The organism is Pseudomonas sp. GW821-FHT02H06 (genome assembly GCF_059421525.1).
On record NZ_JBWKVD010000001.1, the window covers coordinates 461,687 to 480,809 of the forward strand.

18 protein-coding genes and 1 pseudogene are annotated in these 19,123 nt (G+C 58.8%); 12 read left to right on the forward strand and 7 right to left on the reverse strand.

What is annotated here, in order from left to right; all coding sequences use genetic code 11:
* Positions 1 to 166: 166 nt before the first annotated feature.
* Both AC07VF_RS02180 and pdeM read left to right on the forward strand, forming a co-directional pair.
* On the forward strand, positions 167 to 2,659 hold the full coding sequence (locus AC07VF_RS02180; protein ID WP_192171579.1) for a ligase-associated DNA damage response DEXH box helicase: 2,493 nt from the start codon (positions 167 to 169) through the stop codon (positions 2,657 to 2,659).
* Positions 2,656 to 3,312, forward strand: a complete 657-nt coding sequence (pdeM, locus tag AC07VF_RS02185; protein WP_495008699.1) for a ligase-associated DNA damage response endonuclease PdeM — start codon at positions 2,656 to 2,658, stop codon at positions 3,310 to 3,312. Before AC07VF_RS02180 ends, pdeM begins: the two co-directional genes overlap by 4 nt.
* A 120-nt stretch (positions 3,313 to 3,432) precedes the next feature.
* On the opposite strand, the gene AC07VF_RS02190 is transcribed toward pdeM, so the two are convergent.
* Both AC07VF_RS02190 and dcd read right to left on the reverse strand, forming a co-directional pair.
* The gene (locus AC07VF_RS02190; RefSeq protein ID WP_074889014.1) at positions 3,433 to 3,654 is read right to left on the reverse strand and encodes a hypothetical protein; all 222 of its coding nucleotides are present in this window, start codon (positions 3,652 to 3,654) and stop codon (positions 3,433 to 3,435) included.
* 109 nt (positions 3,655 to 3,763) lie between these two features.
* Positions 3,764 to 4,330: a dCTP deaminase gene (gene dcd / locus AC07VF_RS02195; protein ID WP_002554836.1), complete on the reverse strand. Its 567-nt coding sequence runs from the start codon at positions 4,328 to 4,330 to the stop codon at positions 3,764 to 3,766.
* A gap of 310 nt (positions 4,331 to 4,640) precedes the next feature.
* On the opposite strand from dcd, the gene AC07VF_RS02200 reads away from it, so the two are divergent.
* The gene (locus tag AC07VF_RS02200; protein ID WP_002554837.1) at positions 4,641 to 4,850 is read left to right on the forward strand and encodes a cold-shock protein; all 210 of its coding nucleotides are present in this window, start codon (positions 4,641 to 4,643) and stop codon (positions 4,848 to 4,850) included.
* Positions 4,851 to 5,016: 166 nt separating this feature from the next.
* Here AC07VF_RS02200 and apbC read toward each other — a convergent pair whose 3' ends face one another.
* A complete protein-coding gene (gene apbC, locus AC07VF_RS02205) occupies positions 5,017 to 6,111 on the reverse strand; it encodes an iron-sulfur cluster carrier protein ApbC (RefSeq protein ID WP_495008698.1) in 1,095 nt (364 codons plus the stop codon).
* Positions 6,112 to 6,293: 182 nt separating this feature from the next.
* On the opposite strand from apbC, the gene metG reads away from it, so the two are divergent.
* From metG to AC07VF_RS02225, 4 genes and pseudogenes are all read left to right on the forward strand, one after another.
* Entirely contained in the window at positions 6,294 to 8,342 is a 2,049-nt protein-coding gene (metG, locus tag AC07VF_RS02210) for a methionine--tRNA ligase (protein WP_495008697.1), read from the forward strand.
* A pseudogene (rsxB, locus tag AC07VF_RS02215) lies at positions 8,305 to 9,240 on the forward strand (electron transport complex subunit RsxB); the annotation flags it as partial. The gene metG and the pseudogene rsxB, both read left to right, overlap by 38 nt.
* Before the next feature lie 20 nt (positions 9,241 to 9,260).
* Complete coding sequence (gene nth, locus AC07VF_RS02220) at positions 9,261 to 9,899, forward strand: endonuclease III (RefSeq protein ID WP_495008696.1); 639 nt, start codon at positions 9,261 to 9,263, stop codon at positions 9,897 to 9,899.
* 105 nt (positions 9,900 to 10,004) lie between these two features.
* Positions 10,005 to 10,193, forward strand: a complete 189-nt coding sequence (locus AC07VF_RS02225) for a PA3496 family putative envelope integrity protein (RefSeq protein WP_192171584.1) — start codon at positions 10,005 to 10,007, stop codon at positions 10,191 to 10,193.
* Between the two features lie 100 nt (positions 10,194 to 10,293).
* Here the strand turns inward: AC07VF_RS02225 and AC07VF_RS02230 are convergent, their stop codons facing one another.
* The gene (locus AC07VF_RS02230; RefSeq protein WP_037012286.1) at positions 10,294 to 10,920 is read right to left on the reverse strand and encodes a response regulator transcription factor; all 627 of its coding nucleotides are present in this window, start codon (positions 10,918 to 10,920) and stop codon (positions 10,294 to 10,296) included.
* A gap of 1,150 nt (positions 10,921 to 12,070) precedes the next feature.
* Here AC07VF_RS02230 and AC07VF_RS02235 point away from each other — a divergent pair.
* Complete coding sequence (locus tag AC07VF_RS02235; protein WP_495008695.1) at positions 12,071 to 12,625, forward strand: hypothetical protein; 555 nt, start codon at positions 12,071 to 12,073, stop codon at positions 12,623 to 12,625.
* A gap of 182 nt (positions 12,626 to 12,807) precedes the next feature.
* Here the strand turns inward: AC07VF_RS02235 and AC07VF_RS02240 are convergent, their stop codons facing one another.
* On the reverse strand, positions 12,808 to 14,025 hold the full coding sequence (locus tag AC07VF_RS02240) for an argininosuccinate synthase (protein ID WP_007938916.1): 1,218 nt from the start codon (positions 14,023 to 14,025) through the stop codon (positions 12,808 to 12,810).
* A 130-nt stretch (positions 14,026 to 14,155) separates the two neighbouring features.
* Positions 14,156 to 15,142 (reverse strand): flagellar protein MotY, encoded by a 987-nt coding sequence (locus AC07VF_RS02245; RefSeq protein WP_423572193.1) that lies wholly within the window; start codon positions 15,140 to 15,142, stop codon positions 14,156 to 14,158.
* Positions 15,143 to 15,286: 144 nt separating this feature from the next.
* On the opposite strand from AC07VF_RS02245, the gene pyrC reads away from it, so the two are divergent.
* The 4 genes from pyrC (at position 15,287) to bfr (ending at position 18,614) form a co-directional block, all read left to right on the forward strand.
* Positions 15,287 to 16,333, forward strand: coding sequence for a dihydroorotase (gene pyrC / locus AC07VF_RS02250; RefSeq protein WP_495008694.1), 1,047 nt, complete (start codon positions 15,287 to 15,289; stop codon positions 16,331 to 16,333).
* Positions 16,330 to 17,007 carry a ribonuclease T gene (rnt, locus tag AC07VF_RS02255; RefSeq protein ID WP_122536107.1) on the forward strand — a complete coding sequence of 226 codons (678 nt, stop codon included), beginning with the start codon at positions 16,330 to 16,332 and terminating at the stop codon, positions 17,005 to 17,007. The genes pyrC and rnt overlap by 4 nt, the downstream gene beginning before the upstream one ends.
* Positions 17,008 to 17,718: 711 nt before the next feature.
* On the forward strand, positions 17,719 to 17,937 hold the full coding sequence (locus tag AC07VF_RS02260) for a bacterioferritin-associated ferredoxin (RefSeq protein ID WP_065992556.1): 219 nt from the start codon (positions 17,719 to 17,721) through the stop codon (positions 17,935 to 17,937).
* Between the two features lie 200 nt (positions 17,938 to 18,137).
* On the forward strand, positions 18,138 to 18,614 hold the full coding sequence (bfr, locus tag AC07VF_RS02265) for a bacterioferritin (RefSeq protein ID WP_065992554.1): 477 nt from the start codon (positions 18,138 to 18,140) through the stop codon (positions 18,612 to 18,614).
* 88 nt (positions 18,615 to 18,702) lie between these two features.
* Here the strand turns inward: bfr and grxD are convergent, their stop codons facing one another.
* Entirely contained in the window at positions 18,703 to 19,032 is a 330-nt protein-coding gene (gene grxD, locus AC07VF_RS02270) for a Grx4 family monothiol glutaredoxin (RefSeq protein ID WP_065992552.1), read from the reverse strand.
* Between the last annotated feature and the right edge of the window lie 91 nt (positions 19,033 to 19,123).

Here is a 19,123-nt window from a genome sequence, read left to right on the forward strand (position 1 = left end):
GCGAAGGCATTCTGTCAGTCAGCCTACCCGTTGCTGACCCGCCGTCCCACAATGCCCGATACAGCCGGTACATCTCTGCCCGACAACAATCGATCCAAACGGATATTCCATCAAACTATTGCACCCTCCCGACGGTCTCTGACTTAACCCCTCCCAGAGCCTGCGCATGCCAAAAGCCGTCAATTTCGCCAAGCGCTGGTTTGCCGAGCGTGGCTGGAAACCCTTCCCCTTCCAGAAGGAAGTCTGGGCCGCCGTTGCTCGCGGCGAGTCGGGGCTGCTGCACGCCAGCACCGGCGCGGGCAAGACCTACTCTGTGTGGTTTGCCGCACTCAACCAGTTCGCCAGACCTGCGCCCGAACCGACCGAGCAGAAGCCGCGCAAGCGCAAGCCCGTTGCCGCTCCCCTGAGCGTGCTGTGGATTACGCCCATGCGCGCCCTCGCTGCCGACACCGCACGGGCGCTGGAAGGTCCGCTGCAGGATTTGCAGATTCCCTGGAGCGTCGGCCTGCGCACGGGCGACACCAGCAGCAGCGAACGCGCCAAACAGGGTCGGCGCCTGCCCTCCGCGCTGATCACTACGCCGGAGAGCCTGACACTGCTGCTGACCCGCGCCGATGCCCAGGCGACGATGTCGACGCTGAAGATGGTCGTTGTCGATGAATGGCACGAGCTGATCGGCAACAAGCGCGGCATCCAGTTGCAACTGGCGCTGGCCAGGCTGCGCCAGTGGAATCCCGAGCTGGTCATCTGGGGCCTTTCCGCAACCCTCGGCAATCAAGATCATGCGCAACAGGTGCTGGTGGGCGACCACGGCACCACCGTTCACGGCAAAGTGGTCAAGGAACTGATCGTCGACACGCTCTTGCCGCCCTCCATCGAGCGCTTCCCCTGGGCCGGGCACATGGGCTTGCGCATGCTGCCCCAGGTGCTGGCCGAAGTGGACAGCAGTTCCAGTTGCCTGCTGTTCACCAATACCCGGGCGCAGTCGGAAGTCTGGTATCAGGCGCTGCTGGAAGCCCGTCCTGACTGGGCCGGGCTGATCGCGCTGCACCACGGCTCGCTGTCCCGCGAGGTTCGTGACTGGGTTGAACGCGCCCTTAAAGAAGGCCACCTGAAAGCGGTGGTCTGCACCTCCAGCCTCGATTTGGGCGTGGACTTTCTGCCAGTCGAGCGAGTGCTGCAGATCGGCTCGGCCAAGGGTGTCGCGCGGCTGATGCAGCGTGCAGGACGCTCGGGCCACGCGCCAGGCCGCCCGTCACGGGTCACGCTGGTGCCGACCCACAGCCTGGAACTGGTGGAGGCCGCCGCTGCCCGTGACGCCGTCAACGCCCGCCTGATCGAACCCCGCGAATCACCCCACAAACCGCTGGATGTCCTCGTACAACATTTAGTGAGCATGGCCCTCGGTGGCGGCTTTACCCCCGACGCGTTGCTCGCCGAAGTTCGCACCGCATGGGCCTACCGGGACCTGACCGACGAAGAATGGGAATGGGCGCTGGCGTTCGTGCGCTACGGCGGCTTGTCGCTGACGGCGTACCCTGATTATCGACGCGTCGAGCCGGACGAAGACGGCATCTGGCGCGTCCCCGATGCGCGCCTTGCCCGCCGCCACCGCATGAGCGTGGGCACCATCGTCAGCGACGCCAGCATCAACGTGAAGTATTGGAGCAAGGGCGGCGGAGGCGGATCCCTCGGCAGCGTTGAAGAAGGTTTCATCGCCCGATTGAAACCGGGCGACGGCTTTTTGTTCAGCGGTCGTCTGCTGGAACTGGTACGCGTGGAGAACATGACCGCGTACGTGAAAAAGGCGACGAGTAAAAAAGCCGCCGTCCCACGCTGGAATGGCGGACGGATGCCGCTCTCCAACGAGTTAGCCGATGCCGTTGTCGAGAAATTCGATGCGGCTGCCCGGGGCGATTTCAGCAGTCCCGAGATGCACATCGTCAGCCCGTTGCTCGAGGTGCAACGGCAATGGTCAGCGTTGCCGCGCAAGGACACGCTGCTCGCGGAAGTCCTGAAGTCCCGGGAAGGCTGGCATTTGTTTCTGTATCCCTTCGCCGGACGGCATGTTCACCTGGGGCTAGCGAGCCTATTGGCCTGGCGACTGAGTCGGGACACGCCACTGACCTTCTCCATCGCCGTGAATGACTATGGCTTCGAACTGCTCAGCGCCACCCCGATCGACTGGAATGAACGTCTGACGACTCAGCTGTTTTCCGAAGACGAGCTGCTCGCCGATATCATTGCCAGCCTGAACGCCGGTGAACTGGCCTTGCGCCGCTTTCGCGAGATTGCCCGCATCGCCGGGCTGGTGTTCTCCGGCTACCCCGGCGCCCCGAAGAGCAATCGACAACTGCAGGCCTCCAGCGGCTTGTTTTTCGAAGTGTTCAAACAGTACGACGCCAGCAACCTGTTGCTGACCCAAGCGCAGGAGGAAGTACTGCGACAGGAACTCGATGTCGCCCGTCTCGAACAAACCCTCAGCCGCATCAATAACCGGACCCTGGATTTGCACGTGATCAAACGCCCCACCCCGATGGCCTTTCCGCTGCTGGTCGAACGCATGCGCGAAAGCCTCAGTACCGAAAAACTCTCCGACCGCATCGCACGCATGGTCAGCGATCTGGAAAAAGCCGCCGGACCTGAGGTCATGACGTGAGGCCGTATCTTTCGATTCAGCTGGCAGGTGCGGAGTTGTGGTTACTGGCGGACAAAGCCATTTATTACCCGGCGGAGCGCGCGCTGTTGATCGCCGACGCCCACTTTGGCAAGGCCGCTGCCTACCGACGGCTGGGCCAGCCAGTGCCCCATGGCACCACCGACGATAACCTTCAGCGCCTGGATGCACTGCTGGCGAGCTACGACTGCGATCGGTTGATCTTTCTGGGGGATTTTCTTCATGCTCCGGAATCCCATGCGGCGCGCACACTGTCGGCCATTCAGGCTTGGCGTGACAAACACCACGATCTGGCAATCACCCTCATTCGGGGGAACCATGACAAGCGAGCAGGGGACCCGCCACCGGCGTTGCGCATGGACGTCGTCGAGGAGCCGATGTTTCTGGGACCATACGCGCTACAGCATGAACCTGACCCACACCCCGACTTTCACGTACTGGCGGGCCATGTTCACCCGGCGTACAGGCTATATGGACGGGGACGCCAGCGATTGCGGCTGCCGTGCTTCTACGTGCTGCCACGGGTGAGCCTGCTGCCAGCATTCGGCGCGTTCACGGGGGGAATGAATATCGATCGGGCTGAGAACAGCAAAATCTATGTGGTAGGAGATGGCGCGGTGTGGGAGGCGGTTTGATAAGAGCGGGGAGTTCGAGATCGCGGGTCGACGTGCGCCGAGGCACCGCTGGTCATTGGCTGACGACCAACCCGGGGACAGATTGTGCCCGCCAATGCCGCGGCACCGACGGGACATGAATCAGGCAACCGGCGCGGGTGGCGGCTCGTCCGGGATTGTCGGCACGCCGCCTTCGTCAGGCTGGGGGTACTCGTTTGGACTGTCCGGGTCTGGCTGCCCGGGAATGCCCCCGGCGACCATATTATTGAGGTGTGGATGCGCTAACAGCGACCAAGCCAGCAAACCAACCTGATTGGCACTCGGGTCGGGTTCCTTGCTGCTGGTGTTGATGTGTCTCTTCATAGGGCACTCCTGAGCGTTGGTCCCATTCGCATGGTGCGGATGGGAACAGTTCAGTCAATAGAGTGCGAATTCCGAGACAAATTCAGTGACTGGCTGACAAATGGCGCTATCAGGTACGCGGCAGCGTCACACCGCGCTGGCCCTGATACTTGCCGCCACGGTCCTTGTAGGAGACTTCACACTCTTCGTCGGATTCCAGGAAAAGCATCTGTGCGACGCCTTCATTGGCGTAAATCTTCGCTGGCAGCGTGGTGGTGTTGGAGAACTCCAGCGTCACGTGGCCTTCCCATTCAGGCTCAAGGGGGGTCACGTTGACGATGATGCCGCAGCGCGCGTAAGTGCTTTTGCCCAGACAGATGGTCAGCACGTTACGCGGAATGCGGAAATATTCGACGGTGCGCGCCAGTGCAAACGAGTTCGGCGGGATGATGCAGACATCGCTTTTAATATCGACAAAACTTTTTTCATCGAAATTTTTCGGGTCCACCGTCGCCGAATTGATGTTGGTGAACACCTTGAATTCGTCGGCGCAACGCACATCGTAGCCGTAGCTGGAGACACCGAAAGAGATCACTCGATCAGCGCCTTCGCCGCGCACCTGACGCTCCACAAACGGCTCGATCATGCCGTGTTCCTGCGCCATGCGGCGAATCCACTTGTCCGATTTGATGCTCATGGCGGTGTCCTGAATAGCGAGGTGAAAAAGATGTCCGGCATCTTACCGGTCGAACGCTCCGGGTTCAAAGATTGCGCGCCGTGTGCATTAAGGGCGTTGAGCCACCTCAAGAAAAAATCGCAGACAGCCCCTTTGCACATCTGAAAAAGTGGGGTAAGGTGGCTCCACTGTGTTGCTTGTGTCACTGAGAATATCTACACGATGTTGAATTTCGATCCAACCATCTCCAAGAATTTTTCCTGCTCTTTGCACTCAGTCTCGGCCAGGGCATTTCCTGAGTCGCAGTTAACTTTGTCCAAGGAGATACACCATGTCTAATCGCCAAACTGGTACCGTTAAGTGGTTCAACGATGAAAAAGGCTTCGGCTTCATCACTCCACAATCCGGTGACGACCTGTTCGTTCACTTCAAAGCTATCCAATCCGACGGCTTCAAAAGCCTGAAAGAAGGCCAACAGGTCTCTTTCATCGCTACCCGCGGTCAGAAAGGCATGCAAGCTGAAGAAGTTCAAGTTATCTAACTTGTACTGATTCGCTTAAAAGACCCCGCCCTCAAAAGCGGGGTTTTTTTATGCCTGTCAAAAAAGCACTTCTGCCCATCCCGCCTGCAACCTCCACCTGAAACCCCATCAGCGCGACATGCCGAGCATCCGACACATCGCGCATCTCGCCTGCCGGCTTAATGCCTCAATCGTCGCTGACAGAAATGCTCGGCATCTCCGCCGTGGCAGCTTCCTGCAGCACGATCCGCGCGCCCACATGACGCGCCAGCTCCTGATACACCATTGCGATCTGACTCTCAGGCTCGGCAATCGCCGTGGGCTTGCCGCCATCGGCCTGTTCTCGAATCAACATGGACAGTGGCAGCGAGGCCAGCAGCTCGACGCCATACTGGGTCGCCAGCTTCTCCCCTCCGCCTTCGCCGAATAGATGCTCAGCATGACCGCAGTTCGAACAGATGTGCACGGCCATGTTTTCAACGACACCCAGCACCGGGATGTTGACCTTGCGGAACATCTCTACGCCTTTCTTCGCGTCCAGCAATGCAAGGTCCTGCGGGGTCGTGACGATGACGGCGCCAGCGACCGGCACCTTCTGCGCGAGGGTCAGCTGGATATCGCCGGTGCCAGGCGGCATGTCGATGACCAGATAATCCAGGTCATTCCAGGCGGTCTGGGTCACCAGCTGCAGCAGCGCTCCCGAAACCATCGGCCCTCTCCAGACCATCGGTGTGTTGTCATCGGTCAGAAACGCCATGGACATCACTTCAATGCCGTGGGCCTCAATGGGCACGAACCACTTCTGATCCTTGATCTTCGGACGGGTGCCTTCGGCAATGCCAAACATGACGCCCTGGCTCGGGCCGTAAATATCGGCATCAAGAATGCCCACACGCGCACCTTCCCGGGACAGCGCCAACGCCAGGTTGGCCGCGGTCGTGGATTTACCGACGCCGCCTTTGCCCGACGCAACCGCCACGATGTTCTTTACGTTGGCCAGGCCGGGGATTTGGCCGAGGGCTTTGTGAGGGTGAATCACCGACGTGATCTGGACGCTCGCCGAGGCGACGCCATCCAGCCCTTCAATCGCCATCTGCAGCATCTGCGCCCAGCCGTTCTTGAACAGCGCGGCCGCGTATCCCAACTCCAGCTGGACGCTCACGCGACTCTCGTCGATCTCGATGGCGCGGACACACCCGGCACTGACCGGGTCCTGATTCAGGTAAGGATCGATGTACTGGCGAAGGACGGCTTCCACCGTTGCGCGATTGACAGCGCTCATGGGTGACTCCTTAAAGACTGAGTAAAACAGGCGGCCATCCTACCTTGTATGCCCGATAAAGAGCGCAGCGACGTTTTTCTTTCAAGCACATCGGCAGATTCCGACATGCAGCGCGGGATGAAAAAAAACGCTCAGGCCTTTATAGTGGCCGACCTCCGTTTCACTTCAAGTAGCCGAGCCCAATGTCCGAGCCACGCAAGATTCTCGTCACCAGCGCCCTGCCCTATGCCAATGGTTCCATTCACCTTGGCCACATGCTCGAGTACATCCAGACCGACATGTGGGTGCGCTTTCAAAAGCACCGCGGCAACCAGTGCATTTATGTGTGCGCAGACGACGCCCATGGTTCGGCCATCATGCTGCGCGCCGAAAAAGAAGGCATCACGCCCGAGCAACTGATCGCCAACGTGCAGGCCGAGCACAGCGCCGACTTCGCTGACTTTCTGGTGGATTTCGACAACTTCCACTCGACCCACGCCGAAGAAAACCGCGAGCTGTCGAGCGAGATCTACAAACATCTTCGCGACGCCGGCCACATTGCCACGCGCTCCGTGACGCAGTATTTCGACCCGGAAAAGAAAATGTTCCTGGCCGACCGCTTCATCAAAGGCACCTGCCCGAAATGCGGCACCGAAGACCAGTACGGTGACAACTGCGAGAAGTGCGGTGCCACCTACGCCCCGACTGACCTGAAAGACCCCAAGTCCGCGATTTCCGGTGCAACCCCGGTACTTCGTGATTCCAAGCATTTCTTCTTCGACCTGCCTGCGTTCGATGCCATGCTCAAGAGCTGGACGCGAAGTGGCACACTGCAGGACGCCGTGGCGAACAAGATCGCCGAGTGGCTGGATTCCGGCCTGCAGCAGTGGGACATCTCCCGCGATGCGCCGTATTTCGGCTTCGAGATCCCCGACGAGCCGGGCAAATATTTCTACGTATGGCTGGATGCGCCGATCGGCTACATGGCGAGCTTCAAGAATCTGTGCGCGCGCCGTCCGGAGCTGGACTTCGACGCGTTCTGGCGCAAGGATTCGACCACCGAGCTTTACCACTTCATCGGCAAAGACATCGTCAACTTCCACGCGCTGTTCTGGCCAGCAATGCTCGAGGGTTCGGGATTCCGCAAGCCTACCGGCATCAACGTACACGGCTACCTGACCGTCAATGGCCAGAAGATGTCGAAATCCCGCGGTACCTTCATCAAGGCACGCACCTACCTCGAACATTTGTCGCCGGAATACCTGCGTTACTACTACGCGGCCAAGCTGGGCCGTGGCGTCGATGATCTCGACCTGAACCTTGAAGACTTCGTGCAGAAGGTCAACTCTGACCTGATCGGCAAGGTGGTGAACATTGCCAGCCGTTGCGCGGGATTCATTCAGAAAGGCAACGCAGGTCTGCTGGTGGCCGGCAATGCCGAGCCCGAGTTGACGGACGCTTTCCGCACCGCAGCGCCGAGCATTGCCGACGCCTACGAGGCGCGTGACTTTGCCCGCGCGATGCGCGAAATCATGGCGCTGGCCGACCGCGCCAACGCCTGGATTGCCGAAAAGGCGCCGTGGTCGCTGGCCAAGCAGGAAGGCAAACAGGACGAGGTTCAGGCGATCTGCGCCCTGGGCATCAATCTGTTCCGTCAGTTGGTGATCTTCCTCAAGCCTGTGCTGCCGAATCTGGCCGCAGACGCCGAGCAGTTCCTCAACGTCGCGCCACTCACCTGGAACGACCACCAGACGCTGCTGAGCAATCATCAGCTCAACCCGTTCCAGCCGCTGATGACCCGCATCGACCCCGTAAAAGTGGAAGCCATGACCGACGCATCGAAAGAAGACCTGGCCGCCAGCGCCACCGACACAGGTGCGGCACCGCAGGGCAATGGCGAGCTGACGAAAGACCCGCTCTCTCCGGAGATCGACTTCGACGCCTTTGCGGCGATTGACCTTCGCGTCGCGCTCATCGAGAAAGCCGAGCACGTCGAAGGCGCCGACAAGCTGCTGCGCCTGACGCTGGATATAGGCGACGAGAAGCGCAACGTCTTCTCCGGCATCAAGAGTGCCTACCCGAACCCGGCGGAGCTGGAGGGTCGGTTGACCATGATGATCGCCAACCTGAAGCCGCGGAAAATGCGCTTTGGTATCTCGGAAGGAATGGTGATGGCAGCGGGTCCTGGCGGTGAAGAGATTTACCTGCTGAGCCCTGACAGCGGCGCCAAGCCCGGTCAGCGCATCAAGTAACCCGACCCGAACCGTAACATTCTGCACGTTATCGACGGCCCGCTCGGGTCGTCGATCTGGTCCAAGCATGAGCCTGATTCAGCGCATCGACGCCTTGCTGCCGCAAACCCAGTGTGGGAAGTGCGGCCATCCAGGCTGCCAGCCCTACGCCGAAGGCATTGCGAGCGGCGAAGCCATCAACAAATGTCCACCCGGCGGCGACGAGACCATCGCAGCACTGGCTCGACTGCTGAAAGTGCCGGTGCTGCAACTGGACATCGAACGAGGCCGCGCGCCGGCGCAAGTCGCGTTCATTCGCGAGGCCGAATGCATCGGTTGCACCAAATGCATTCAAGCCTGCCCCGTGGACGCCATCGTTGGCGCCGCCAAGCTGATGCACACCGTCATCGTTCAGGAATGCACCGGCTGTGATCTGTGCGTTGCGCCCTGCCCGGTCGACTGCATCGACATGCTGCCGTTGCCAGTGACCTCCGTGCCGTTCATTGGTGATTGCGCGATGGATGAAGAGCAGCGATCCGTCAGGGCCGTCAAACGCAGTCGTGCGCGGCAACGCTTTGATGCGCGCTCGGCCCGCCTGCAGCGCGATGAGCAGCGACGCCAGGCCGAACGCCAGGCTCGCCCGTTACGGACCGTCACGCCGGCCGTTCTCCAGCCAGATCCGGCGCAAGCTGCCCTGGCGCGGATTCGCTCAAAACCGTCGACAGGCAGTGACGCGGCGTTAAAACAGGCACGCGCCCAGGTCGCCATGAGCAGAGCTCAACTGCTGAAGTCGTTGAAAGCCTTTGGTCACCCGCCGATTGCCGAACAAGCTGCGCAACTCGTGCAGCTGCAGCGTGGCCTCGACGAGGCAGAGCACGCGCTGGCCCAATTGCAGAACCCGGCGCCCGCAGCACCGTCTTTTCAGGAAAAGCCCACCCCATGAACGCCGCCAAACGCCTTGAGATCTTTCGTCGCTTGCACGAAGACAATCCCGATCCCAAAACCGAACTGGCCTACACCACGCCGTTCGAGCTGCTGATCGCCGTGATTCTCTCGGCACAGGCCACCGATGTCAGCGTCAACAAGGCCACGGCGCGTCTCTACCCGGTCGCTAATACGCCTAAGGCGATTTACGCGCTGGGTGTCGAGGGTTTGTCTGCCTATATCAGAACCATTGGCCTGTACAACAGCAAGGCCCGAAACGTGATCGAAACGTGCCGTTTGCTGATTGAATTGCACGGCGGCGAGGTGCCTCAGACCCGAGAGGCCCTCGAAGCCCTCCCCGGCGTGGGCCGCAAGACCGCGAATGTGGTCCTGAACACCGCGTTCCGCCAGTTGGCGATGGCAGTCGACACGCACATCTTCCGCGTCAGCAACCGTACCGGCATCGCGCCAGGAAAGAACGTGGTGGAAGTTGAAAACAAGCTGATGAAATTCGTGCCAAGGGATTACCTCATGGATGCGCACCATTGGCTGATCCTTCACGGGCGTTACGTGTGTATCGCGCGCAAGCCCCGGTGTGGCAGTTGTCGGATCGAAGACCTGTGCGAGTACAAGGCCAAGACCTCTGACGATTGAACGATAGCGTCTCAAGGCTTTGATCGATTAAAAAAATCTTTTTTACCCGCGCAGGGTTTGTCGTTATAAGGAGCGCCAACGACCGTTCACGCCTGAGGCTGAATCATGAGCGATGAAAAAGACACCATCGAAGTCGAAGTTGACGACGACTTCGTGATCGAGGACCCGGACGAAGTCCCGCCCGCGCCGGTAGAAACCGCCAAGACCAACCTCAGCAAGCGCCGCACGATCGACAACCTTCTGGAAGAGCGTCGCCTGCAACGTCAGCTTGCGGATTACGACTTCGATTTCTGAGCCGGCCTGGACGGAACTCGAGCAGCAGGCCTCTCCCGACAGAGAGGCTTGGCGGCATCAGCTGATGACGCCGCCCTCAGACACCGTCCTCTCACGGCCATCAGACCAACCCGTTTCGTTGCGCGAGCTCGATCAAGTCGACCAGCGAATGCGCATTGAGCTTGAGCAGCAGGCGCGTCTTGTACGTGCTGACGGTTTTGTTGCTCAGGAACATGCCGTCGGCGATTTCCTTGTTGGTCTTGCCACGGGCCAACTGCTGCAACACCATCATTTCCCTTCCCGACAGACGATCCACCATCTCCGCCTCACTGGCATTGCCGAGACTGGAGCGCACAGTGTGCAACGCCTGGTTGGGGAAATAACTGTAGCCGGACAACACCGCCTTGATGGCGCTGAGCAACTCGGTCAGATCCTGCTGCTTGCAGACATAACCTGCAGCACCCGCCTGCATGCAGCGCATTGAAAAATGCCCCGGTGCCTGGGAAGTCAGGATCAGCACCTTGAAGGCCAGCGTCATCGCCGACAATCGGGCGATAACCTCAAGGCCATCGAGCTTGGGGATACCGATGTCCAGAATGACAATGTCCGGCAAGTGCTCGCGCGCCAGTTGTAACGCATCCACGCCGTTATCCGTCTCGGCAATGACTTCGTAGCCATGGCGTTCCATCAACATGCGTACGGCGAGCCTGATGACAGGGTGATCATCCACGATCAACACTTTATTCATGAGCAGTCCATTCTTCGCTGTTCGAATTTTCAGAGCCCGCACAATAGCTTAGTCGTTTAGTGCTTTGCATGGCGCTCCTCCCTGCAGATCAGCAGGCAAAGACCTTTCTCACTCAACCAACAGAAAAATCCTACAAAACCTGCCCTATCCGCTCTATTTTTTACGATGTTCAATCCCGTCTCAGTACGTGACCGCATAATGTCCGAGACCGCAAGTGGTAATTTTTGAATCCTGAATACGCTGAGCAGTTCTCACTATATGAATCCGGGTTGATAGCGCGATTTGTCCTAAGGCAGGTCGGCGAACCGCCTGCTCCGCCGACGGGTTTGAATACGCGGAAATCCAGGGCTTTCCTGGACGCTCGGGAAAAATGGTTATCTCTGTGGGCACTGACTCAGGCCAATGGGTTTAAGCCCATTCACCTTGGGCGTATGGCTTCAGCATATGCCCATATTGCCGGGCCGCCAGCAAACAAAAATCATAAAATATTGCAGGCCATGGGAACCGTATGCGACCGCACACACTTGGTTAAATGACACAGGCGAACTCGAAGAGTTTGATTACATCTTAAATACTCGAAAGGACCTACAGCGTGTTCAGAAATTTCTGAACAGTCCGGATTAACTTTCAACTGGTCCCGCCTTGATACGGGGTACCGGGAGGGGGCCAGATAGTTACGTCACTTTCCCTCCCTCGAACCGGGTTACCCAACTTATAACGACCGCCTCACATCACCCCCTATTAAAACGAGGGGCTGGCCCGCCTCTCACGTAATACCATTCAGACGATAACATCCAGCACCCTCAGGCCATTCCAGAAAAATACTACATAACTAACGGATTATTATTACCGCAAAGAACTTCACCGAAAGGAATTAAAAAACAAACCCCCTATTTTTTGGCTTTTTACTTGCCAAACCTATTACCAGTCGTTACTTTTTGATGAGCGAATGGTTCAGCCCACTAATAGTTAGTGGCTCTTATCACAATATAAGATTATTGCACACATAAATACTGGCGCTTCTATATGACAGTAATCCGTGCGCAGGCCGCTCTTCGGCTTGAATAAGCCATTCAGTGTTTAAACGCTCTTAAGCGTGAACGTCCCGGCAGTGAAGGCTGTTTAGTTGATATGTTCAAAGGAACCTACCATGACCAAGAAAATAAAATACTCCATTGGCGCAAGCAGTGACCCTATCAAACTGGCGGAGGCGGTAGAGCGCTATGTTTCCCAGGGCGGCGTCATTAACGTTATTGCAGAAGGAGAGTCGCGGGAGACGGAAGCGTCGAGGCAAACCCGAGAGGCCGATCCGGAAGCCGAGCTGTGCACCAAGGTCGACCTGCTCAAGGGCCTTGTGGCCAAGGGAGCTGGTGTCGCCGCGCTGCAATACTCGCTGCGCATGAACCAAAAGGACATCAAGCGTTTGGCCAGCGAGAACGGCCTGAAAATCCGCTACTTCCAGCCTGTTCGCCGGTCACGCGCATCCCGGCAACGAGAACCGGCAACCCTGGACGACGCCACTGCCGGGCATGCCATGCATTACTCGGCGCTGGGTTACACCGTTCCGGAGATCGCTCAACTACTGGGTGTCGGCGTACGCGATATCTGGGACATCGGCAAAGCCTATCGTTTTGAGTTTCGTACAACTTCGCAGGGGGATACGGCTGAGAAAGCCGCTGGCGGGGAGACAGATTTGCCAGATTGAGGCAGGAGATAACGCACAGCGCAAGAGCGTGTATTACTGCTCTTGAACGACGGCAACAACCGGCCGGTGTCGGATCAGTAACGGTTGCAGGTGAAGCGGCAGCGGCAGCGGCAGCGGCATACGGAGGACAGCTGTAATGAGTGCAGCCCTGAACAAGGGCTGCACATCAATCACGACAACGATCAGAACAACTTGCGGCCTTTGTTCGCTGCAATCCGCATGCGCAATGCATTGAGCTTGATAAAGCCCGCAGCGTCTGCCTGGTTGTAGGCGCCGCCGTCTTCTTCGAACGTCGCGATGTTGGCATCGAACAGCGACTCGTCGGACTTGCGACCGGTCACGATGACGTTGCCTTTATACAGCTTCAGGCGCACGACACCATTCACGTGGGCCTGCGACGCATCGATCATCTGCTGCAGCATAAGACGCTCAGGGCTCCACCAGTAGCCGGTGTAGATCAGGCTGGCGTATTTCGGCATCAGCTCGTCTTTAAGGTGAGCGACTTCGCGGTCCAGGGTGATCGACTCGATCGCACGGTGAGCGCGCAGCATGATGGTGCCGCCCGGGGTCTCGTAGCAGCCGCGGGATTTCATGCCGACGTAGCGGTTTTCGACGATGTCCAGACGACCGATGCCGTGCTCGCCGCCAATGCGGTTCAAGGTGGCCAGTACAGTGGCCGGAGTCATTTCAACGCCGTCCAGTGCCACGATGTCTCCGTTGCGGTAGGTCAGCTCCAGGTACTGCGGCTTGTCCGGCGCGTTTTCCGGGGAAACTGTCCACCGCCACATGTCTTCTTCGTGCTCGGTCCAGGTGTCTTCCAGCACGCCGCCTTCATAGGAGATGTGCAACAGGTTGGCGTCCATCGAGTACGGGGATTTTTTCTTGCCGTGGCGCTCGATCGGGATCGCGTGCTTCTCGGCATAGTCCATGAGCTTCTCGCGGGACAGCAGGTCCCACTCGCGCCATGGCGCAATGACTTTTACACCAGGCTTGAGCGCATAGGCGCCCAGTTCAAAGCGGACCTGGTCGTTGCCTTTACCGGTAGCGCCGTGGGAAATGGCGTCGGCGCCGGTTTCGTTGGCGATTTCGATGAGGCGCTTGGCGATCAGGGGGCGCGCGATGGAAGTACCCAGCAGGTACTCGCCTTCATAGACGGTGTTGGCGCGGAACATCGGGAACACAAAATCACGCACGAATTCTTCGCGCAGATCGTCGATGTAGATTTCTTTGACGCCCATGGCTTGTGCCTTGGCGCGTGCCGGCTCGACTTCTTCGCCCTGACCCAGGTCAGCGGTAAAGGTCACCACTTCGCAGTTGTACGTATCTTGCAGCCACTTGAGGATTACCGAAGTATCCAGGCCACCGGAATACGCGAGAACTACCTTGTTTACGTCCGCCATGCCATCACTCCAACGCGTTGTACGGAAAACCGACGAGTTTACCGATCACGCGCAGGAATTTACAGTGTCGCGACAGCTTCTGACGACAAAGCGACAGATTCTGTCAGTCAGACGACCTGGCCGCGCAGCATCAAGACGCCTTGGCGGGGGTCGCACTGGCTGCTGTCACAGGCGCAGCGCCGGGGGTTGGCGTTGCGGCAGGCCCAGGCAATGGGGCCGGCGCCGGAGCGGGTGCAGCAGCGGGCGGTATGGCCGGAGTCTGCTGCGCCACACGCTCCAGGTGAATGTTCACCCGGCGGTTGCGCGCGCGATTGGCGTTGTTGGTGTTGGGCGCCAGCGGGTACTGCTCGCCGTGGAAGCGCAGGGTTATCTGCTCTTCCGGGATGCCTTGGGCCTTGAGGTAGTCCATGACCGAAAGCGCACGACGCCGCGACAGATCGCGGTTGGTCAATCGGTTACCACTGTTGTCAGAGTGACCATCGAGTTCGACGTGATTGACCGTCGGATCAGCCTTCATATAAGCCAGCACGGTGTCCAGCTGGCGTTTGGCCTTGGCGTCCAGCTCGATGCCGCCGCCAGGGAAGCCGATCTCGGACTGACGCACTTGCTCGAAATTCATCGGCAACAGCTTCGCCGTACACACTTGAAACTCGCCGTAGGCCTTGCTGAATTTGACTGGCAACAGACGGACTTCCATCGCGCCGCCGCCATCGCGCAGAGAATGACGAAACACCGGGCTGCGCCCTTCCATCAAGCCCGCGATCAGGCGTGTGGCCTGGGCCTGGTTGGTATTGAAAGGAATCTCGCCGCCGCTGACTCTCACCGCGCCAAGATTGAGGTCACTGCGACCCGGCTGCCACGGCGCCGCGGCGGCAATCAACATGGCCGAACCGGACGCCAGACTGTAGCCATTGGCTTTCAAGCGAAACGTCGGCTGCTCACCCGCGCGACGCACGAACTCTCCAGCACCGAAATCGGTGATCGGCTGCGTCAGCCTGCACTCGAACTGGTCGCCTTCCACCTTCCACTCAATATTCTCCAGACGGGTCTGGAATGTGAGCGCCATGGCCGGCAGGCTGGCAAACGCGCTGAGCAGAGCTAGATATCGCTGGCGCACGGGAGGCTCCACTGAATTTACGTGTAACAGGATTTATGACTTACACGTGGCTATCGGTAACTTCCCGCAAAACTTGATAGCGAGTGCCTGGAGGAGTCTTTTCCGGTAGCATTCCCAGCGAGTTTGACCCGCCTGGAATCCCCAATGTCCGAACGCCTGACCCTCCTGCGCCCCGACGACTGGCACATCCATCTTCGAGATGGCGCTGTTTTGCCCCACACCGTCGCCGACGTAGCGCGCACTTTTGGCCGCGCGATCATCATGCCGAACCTCGTGCCGCCGGTACGCAACGCCGAGCAAGCGGACGCTTATCGTCAGCGCATCCTCGCTGCGCGCCCGCAAGGCAGTCGCTTCGAGCCGCTGATGGTGCTTTACCTGACCGACCTGACGCAGCCCGAAGAGATTCGCGCCGCGAAGGCCAGTGGTTTCGTCTACGCCGCCAAGTTGTACCCGGCAGGCGCCACCACCAACTCCGATTCGGGCGTGACCAGCGTCGACAAGATCTTCCCGGTGCTCGAGGCGATGGCCGAAGTGGGACTGCCGCTGTTGATCCACGGCGAGGTGACCCGCGGCGACATCGACGTGTTCGACCGCGAGAAAATTTTCATCGATGAACACATGCGCCGTGTCGTCGAGCGTTTCCCGACGTTGAAAGTGGTGTTCGAACACATCACCACCGCCGACGCCGTGCAGTTCGTCACTGAAGCGTCAGCCAATGTCGGCGCGACCATCACTGCGCACCATGTGCTGTACAACCGCAATCACATGCTGGTGGGCGGTATCCGTCCCCACTTCTATTGCCTGCCGATCCTCAAGCGCAACACCCACCAGGTCGCCCTGCTCGATGCCGCCACCAGCGGCAGCAGCAAGTTCTTCCTCGGAACGGACTCGGCGCCCCACGCGCAGCACGCCAAAGAAGCGGCATGCGGTTGTGCCGGCTGCTACACCGCATTCGCCGCCATCGAGCTGTACGCCGAGGCATTCGAGTCACGCAATGCGCTGGACAAGCTGGAAGGTTTCGCCAGTCTCCACGGCCCGGCCTTTTATGGCCTGCCGGCCAACACTGACACCATTACCCTGGTTCGTGACGAGTGGACGGCCCCCGCCAGCCTGCCGTTTGGCGAGCTTTCTGTTATCCCGCTGCGCGCCGGTGAAAAACTGCGCTGGCGCCTGCTGGAGGAACACGCGTGAGTGAAGAACATTACGAAGACGAGCAAGAAGGCTCCGGTGGCGGTACAGGGTCCCGGCACCCGATGGCTGCCCGTTTTCGCGGTTACCTGCCCGTTGTCGTTGACGTAGAAACTGGCGGTTTCAATTGCGCCACCGATGCATTGCTGGAAATCGCGGCCACGACGATTGGCATGGACGAGAAAGGCTTTGTCTTTCCGGACCACACCTACTTCTTCCGCGTCGAACCTTTCGAAGGCGCCAACGTTGAAGCGGCGGCACTGGAGTTCACCGGCATCAAACTGGATCACCCGCTGCGCATGGCCGTGAGCGAAGAAACGGCGCTGACCGACATCTTCCGCGGCATTCGCAAAGCGCTAAAGGCCAATGGCTGCAAGCGCGCAATTCTGGTGGGTCACAATGCCAGCTTCGACCTGGGCTTTCTCAACGCAGCAGTTGCGCGGCTCGACATGAAGCGTAATCCGTTTCACCCGTTCTCCAGCTTTGACACCGCGACCCTGGCGGGCCTGGCGTACGGTCAGACTGTCCTGGCGAAAGCCTGCCAGTCGGCGGACATCGATTTCGATGGCCGCGAAGCCCATTCGGCCCGTTACGACACCGAGAAGACTGCCGAGCTGTTCTGCGGCATCGTCAACCGGTGGAAAGAAATGGGCGGCTGGCACGACTTCAACGACTAAGTCGATGCTGCTGCGCGATTGAAGAACCGGCCCAAGTGGCCGGTTTTTTTATGGGATGGGGAGCGAGAGGCAGTGAACGGCTCACACTCCGTCAGCGCCCCGACCGGCCCCTTCCCGGCTAAAGCCGGTCCCACTAAAAAGCAGCGGGTGCATTCAGCGGGACCGGGCTCAGGTGACGCGGAGCGTCACGGGATGCATGCCCACGCAGAGCGCGGGAACGATCAGCCCCCCCTTAGAATCGGCTCCGACTGTAGGACCGGCTTCAGCCGGGAAGCCCTTGATCTGCTTTTGATCTTCATACACATAGCGTTCAAACACCACCAATCGCGACTTGGGTGCAGGCTGAACGCAGGTCTCGCGCAGTGGGCCGAGCGGCATGGATGCCGCGAGAGCGCCGTCAGGACATGGATGTCCGTTCGGCGCGGGCCCACGGAGCGAGACCGGAGTGAAGGAACTCGACGAAGTCGGGCCCAACCAGGAGCAAGCACCCTTGGTTACTTGGGGTGCTTTTCCAAGTAACTCGCCGAAGGCGAAACGTTCTGCCGTTAGGCAGGACCTGTTTACGCCTCACCGCACACTCTGAACGAGCATTGGAACTCAGCCGACCACTCATCGGTAGCCATGCGAAGAAGCCTGAGTAGTTTTGACAAGCATTCTCATTAACATTAGTATCCCTCGCATTGAGCCAATCACTCAGCGACGGTTTCTTATATGTATGTCTGCCTCTGCCAAGGTGTTACCGACGGACAAATCCGTGAAGCAATCATGGAAGGATGCTGCAGTTATCGTGACGTCCGCGAGACCCTGGGTGTCGCCAGCAAATGCGGCAAATGTGCCTGCCTGGCGAAGGAAGTGGTGCGTGAAACCCTGACCGAGCTGCAAACCAGTCATGCCGCCCTCGCCTACCCCGCAGAATTTTCAGCTGCCTGAATTACCGATTTCAAACACAACCGGACACTGTCCGGTTTTTTTATGCCTTTAATTCAATCGCTTAGCAACAAGATGCGGAACACAAACATTCTTATTCCTATTTATTTTCACTTATTATTCAATAACTTAGGTTTGACAGAGTTATAGAGGGGGCTCAGACTTGCCGCCTGTATTACCTATACCTTCGACAGGACCCGATCATGAAAGGCGACATCACAGTCATCCAGCATCTCAACAAGATCCTCGGTAACGAGCTGGTCGCGATCAATCAGTACTTCCTGCATGCGCGCATGTACGAAGACTGGGGCCTGAACAAGCTGGGCAAACACGAGTACCACGAATCCATCGACGAAATGAAACATGCTGACAAGCTGATCAAGCGCATCCTGTTCCTGGAAGGCCTGCCAAACCTGCAGGACCTCGGCAAGATCCTGATCGGCGAGCACACCAAGGAAATGCTTGAGTGTGACCTGCGCATCGAGCGCAAGGGCCACGCCGACTTGAAAGCAGCCATCGCGCACTGCGAAACCGTTGGCGACTTCGGCAGCCGCGAGATGCTGGAAGACATTCTGGAGTCGGAAGAAGAGCACATCGACTGGCTGGAAACCCAGCTGGGCCTGATCGACAAGGTCGGCATCGAAAACTACCTGCAATCGCAGATGGGCGAAGAGGACTGATTCCAGTCCCGGACATCGTCTTAAAGCATCGCCCAATAAAAAGCCCCGCGTCTCGGCAGAGAGCGGGGCTTTTTTGCGACTGCCGAAATCAGGCAGTGGCGTTCTTCGCAACAGCGTCTTTCACCAGTTTCTGCAGCGAACCGTCGGCCTGCATTTCAGTGATGATGTCGCTACCGCCGACCAGCTCACCACCGACCCACAGCTGCGGGAAAGTTGGCCAATTGGCGTACTTCGGCAGATTGGCGCGGATTTCAGGGTTCTGCAGGATATCGACGTACGCGAACTTTTCGCCACACGCCATGAGTGCCTGAGAAGCCTTGGCCGAGAAGCCGCACTGGGGAGCATTCGGAGCGCCTTTCATGTAAAGCAGAACGGTGTTGCTGGCAATCTGATCTTTGATCGTTTCGATAATATCCATGGAGCACCTCGGCTAAACTTTACGACTGTATGTGTCGACACGGTGGCGCATTCTAAACGATTCCCGAGCATAACGCTCGGTCTTGGCCTTG

Coding starts and splice junctions, on each gene's coding strand:
- AC07VF_RS02180 (WP_192171579.1), top strand. CDS start 167: ATGCCAAAAGCCGTCAATTTCGCCAAGCGCTGGTTTGCCGAGCGTGGC.
- AC07VF_RS02190 (WP_074889014.1), bottom strand. CDS start 3,654: ATGAAGAGACACATCAACACCAGCAGCAAGGAACCCGACCCGAGTGCC.
- dcd (WP_002554836.1), bottom strand. CDS start 4,330: ATGAGCATCAAATCGGACAAGTGGATTCGCCGCATGGCGCAGGAACAC.
- AC07VF_RS02200 (WP_002554837.1), top strand. CDS start 4,641: ATGTCTAATCGCCAAACTGGTACCGTTAAGTGGTTCAACGATGAAAAA.
- apbC (WP_495008698.1), bottom strand. CDS start 6,111: ATGAGCGCTGTCAATCGCGCAACGGTGGAAGCCGTCCTTCGCCAGTAC.
- metG (WP_495008697.1), top strand. CDS start 6,294: ATGTCCGAGCCACGCAAGATTCTCGTCACCAGCGCCCTGCCCTATGCC.
- nth (WP_495008696.1), top strand. CDS start 9,261: ATGAACGCCGCCAAACGCCTTGAGATCTTTCGTCGCTTGCACGAAGAC.
- AC07VF_RS02225 (WP_192171584.1), top strand. CDS start 10,005: ATGAGCGATGAAAAAGACACCATCGAAGTCGAAGTTGACGACGACTTC.
- AC07VF_RS02230 (WP_037012286.1), bottom strand. CDS start 10,920: ATGAATAAAGTGTTGATCGTGGATGATCACCCTGTCATCAGGCTCGCC.
- AC07VF_RS02235 (WP_495008695.1), top strand. CDS start 12,071: ATGACCAAGAAAATAAAATACTCCATTGGCGCAAGCAGTGACCCTATC.
- AC07VF_RS02240 (WP_007938916.1), bottom strand. CDS start 14,025: ATGGCGGACGTAAACAAGGTAGTTCTCGCGTATTCCGGTGGCCTGGAT.
- pyrC (WP_495008694.1), top strand. CDS start 15,287: ATGTCCGAACGCCTGACCCTCCTGCGCCCCGACGACTGGCACATCCAT.
- AC07VF_RS02260 (WP_065992556.1), top strand. CDS start 17,719: ATGTATGTCTGCCTCTGCCAAGGTGTTACCGACGGACAAATCCGTGAA.
- bfr (WP_065992554.1), top strand. CDS start 18,138: ATGAAAGGCGACATCACAGTCATCCAGCATCTCAACAAGATCCTCGGT.
- grxD (WP_065992552.1), bottom strand. CDS start 19,032: ATGGATATTATCGAAACGATCAAAGATCAGATTGCCAGCAACACCGTT.